General features: G+C 37.7%; 3 protein-coding genes. All 3 read left to right on the top strand.

The features are described 5' to 3' along the window. The first annotated feature begins 327 nt into the window (after positions 1–327). The gene (ftcD, locus tag ENL20_04145) at positions 328–1,992 is read left to right on the top strand and encodes a glutamate formimidoyltransferase (GenBank protein HHE37747.1); all 1,665 of its coding nucleotides are present in this window, start codon (positions 328–330) and stop codon (positions 1,990–1,992) included. Positions 1,993–2,127: 135 nt separating this feature from the next. Then, a complete protein-coding gene (locus ENL20_04140; GenBank protein HHE37746.1) occupies positions 2,128–2,565 on the top strand; it encodes a recombinase in 438 nt (145 codons plus the stop codon). After that, positions 2,501–2,769 (top strand): hypothetical protein (locus ENL20_04135; GenBank protein HHE37745.1); only part of this gene is annotated, 269 nt, incomplete at its 3' end. The genes ENL20_04140 and ENL20_04135, both read left to right, overlap by 65 nt.

Genomic DNA, 2,769 nt, shown 5'->3' with positions numbered 1-2,769 from the left:
AACAGGATCAGATTGATTTTATGCTGGAAGAATTAAAAAACTCCGGTGTGGATTTTGTTAAAGATGAGATCGGAAAAATCGTTCTTTTGCCAGTTGAGAAAATAATATAGAACACTGATGACAGGGATTATACGGATTTACACAGATCAAAAAGTAAATCAAACAATCCTGTTTGAGCAAAGCACAATAAAGATTCTTTTAAGAATGATAGCTTTTGCAAATTGAAAAAAATACATTAAGGACAAAAATGACACAGAATAAAAACAAATCATCAGTGATTATCCGTAATATCCGTGTTATCTGTGTTCTATAAATCGGAGGGAAAAAATGAAGATAGTCGAATGCGTTCCCAATTTCAGTGAAGGACGCGATCTGAAGATCATTGATCAGATCACAGATGTAATCAAATCAGTGAAAGGAGCATTTTTATTGGATGTCGATCCGGGAGCAGATACGAACAGAACTGTCGTAACTTTTGTCGGAGATCCTGATTCTGCGATTGAAGCTGCCTTTCAAGCAATCAAAAAGGCTTCAGAAATAATCGATATGAGCAAACATCACGGAGCACACGCCAGAATGGGAGCAACCGATGTTTGTCCATTCGTTCCGGTTTCCGGAGTTACGATGGAAGATTGCGTCGAATATGCTCATCGATTGGGAAAAAGAGTTGGAGAAGAACTGGGAATTCCTGTCTATTTTTATGAATATGCAGCTACCAAACCGGAATGGAGAAATCTGGCGGAAGTTCGCAAAGGTGAATATGAAGCACTTCCGGAAAAAATGAAAGATCCATATTGGAAACCGGATTTCGGTCCGCAAAAATTCAATCCAAAAACCGGAGCAACAGCGATTTCTGCTCGCGAGTTCCTGATCGCCTACAATATCAATTTGAATACTCGTGACAAGAAAAAAGCACACGATCTTGCCCTCACGATCCGAGAAGCAGGACGCTTTAAAAGAGATAAAAACAACAAATTTGTAAGAGATGAAAACGGTAAAAAAGTTCGTCAACCCGGAATTTTCAAATATTGTAAAGCTGTCGGCTGGTTTATCGAAGAATATAATCGCGCTCAAATCAGTATCAATATGACGAATTATAAGATCACACCACCACATGCAATTTTGGAAAAAGTTCGGGAATTAGCGATTGAAAAAGGAATCCAGGTTACAGGAAGTGAACTGGTCGGATTAATTCCTAAAGAAGCGATCTTGAATTCCGGTAAATTCTATCTGAAAAGACTCGGTGAAAGTGCCGGATTACCCGAGAAAATGATCATTGAAACCGCAGTGCAATCGATGGGGCTGGATGATCTTACTCCTTTCGATATCAATGAAAAAGTTATCGAATATGCGATTGCAGAAAAAGATAATCTGATCAACAAAACCCTCACCGATTTTGCAGATGAACTTTCCACAGATTCTCCTGCTCCAGGCGGAGGAAGCGTTGCTGCTCTTTGTTCTGCGATGTCGGGTGCATTATCTGCTATGGTTTCCAACTTGACGATCGGGAAAAAAGGTTATGAAAAAGTCTGGGAAGAAGCAAAAGAATTAGCTGAAATCGGGCAGGATATTAAGGAACGCTCTCTTTATGCGATTGATTTGGACACTCAAGCATTTTATGAAATGATGGATGCGACGCGTCTTCCTAAAAAATCAGATGAAGACAGATCAATCCGAAATGACGCCATTCAGAAGGCAACAAAAAACGCAATTATGGTTCCGCTCGAAACTTTGAAGATCGCACTTGAAGCTGCTCAACTTGCCGGAAAGATCGGGAAGATCGGGAATGAAAATGCTCTTTCTGATGCGGGAGTTGCTGCGATTACTGCTAATGCTGCCGCGAAAGGTGCTTACTTGAATGTGAAAATAAATATGGGAAGTATCGAGGATGAAAAATTCAAATTCGATATTATGACACAAGCGGAAGAATTGCTGGAAAAAGTTGATAATCTTGCTCTGAAAGTGGAGAAGGAGATTAAAGGGAAGGTTTGAAAATATTCCGAATGAATTAATTCAGGGATTAAAGGGATTTAATGGAAACACACCTCCCTCCGGCAGTTGCCGGAGGACTCCTCTCGAGAGGAGATTTGTTGCGTGCTCTCCATGATTAAAAAGTAGGACACAAATATGAACGACAAAGAATATAAAGAATGGGAAGCAAAAGTTGAAAAAATTGAAAAAGAAAATAAATTGCTACTGTCTGATTTTGAAGAATGGCTGAAAACCAAAAAACTGAAATCAAAAACAATAAAAAACCATCTTTTAAATATCGATTTTTATATAAATAGTTTTCTTCTTCATTATGAAGCTGAAACTCCGGTAGAGGGAATTATTCATATTGGTCTTTTTCTGGGAGATTACTTCATCAGGAAAGCAAGTTGGTCCAGTAAATATACGATTCAAGAAAATATCGCCAGTTTTAAAAAATTCTATACTTACCTGAATGAGATCGGGAAAATAGATGATGATGACCTGGAAGGAATGAAAGAATTTATCAAAGATGAAAAGAAATTCTGGCTGGAAGAAGTGGAATCTTATCAGAATGATGCTGACTGGGATTTGTAGAATGAATTCTTATCAAGAAAAGATAGAGAAGTTTTTAAAGGATATTCGTTCTAAAAAAATTGAGGTACAGGAAGACAAATGGTATGAGTTTTTGAAATCCGAATTAACATTTCCCTTCGCTGCTAAAATTGAAGATATCGACGAATTTAGTAAAACTGATTTAGAATGGAATGATATCGTAAATGTTAAAGGAATAGATAATTT

The organism is Candidatus Cloacimonadota bacterium, assembly GCA_011372345.1.
Taxonomy (GTDB): domain Bacteria; phylum Cloacimonadota; class Cloacimonadia; order Cloacimonadales; family TCS61; genus DRTC01.
This window is presented reverse-complemented; position numbering and strand designations above follow the sequence as displayed.

What these genes read in the sequence shown, in the direction of transcription:
- ftcD (HHE37747.1), top strand. Translation starts at nt 328, where the DNA reads ATGAAGATAGTCGAATGCGTTCCCAATTTCAGTGAAGGACGCGATCTG.
- ENL20_04140 (HHE37746.1), top strand. Translation starts at nt 2,128, where the DNA reads ATGAACGACAAAGAATATAAAGAATGGGAAGCAAAAGTTGAAAAAATT.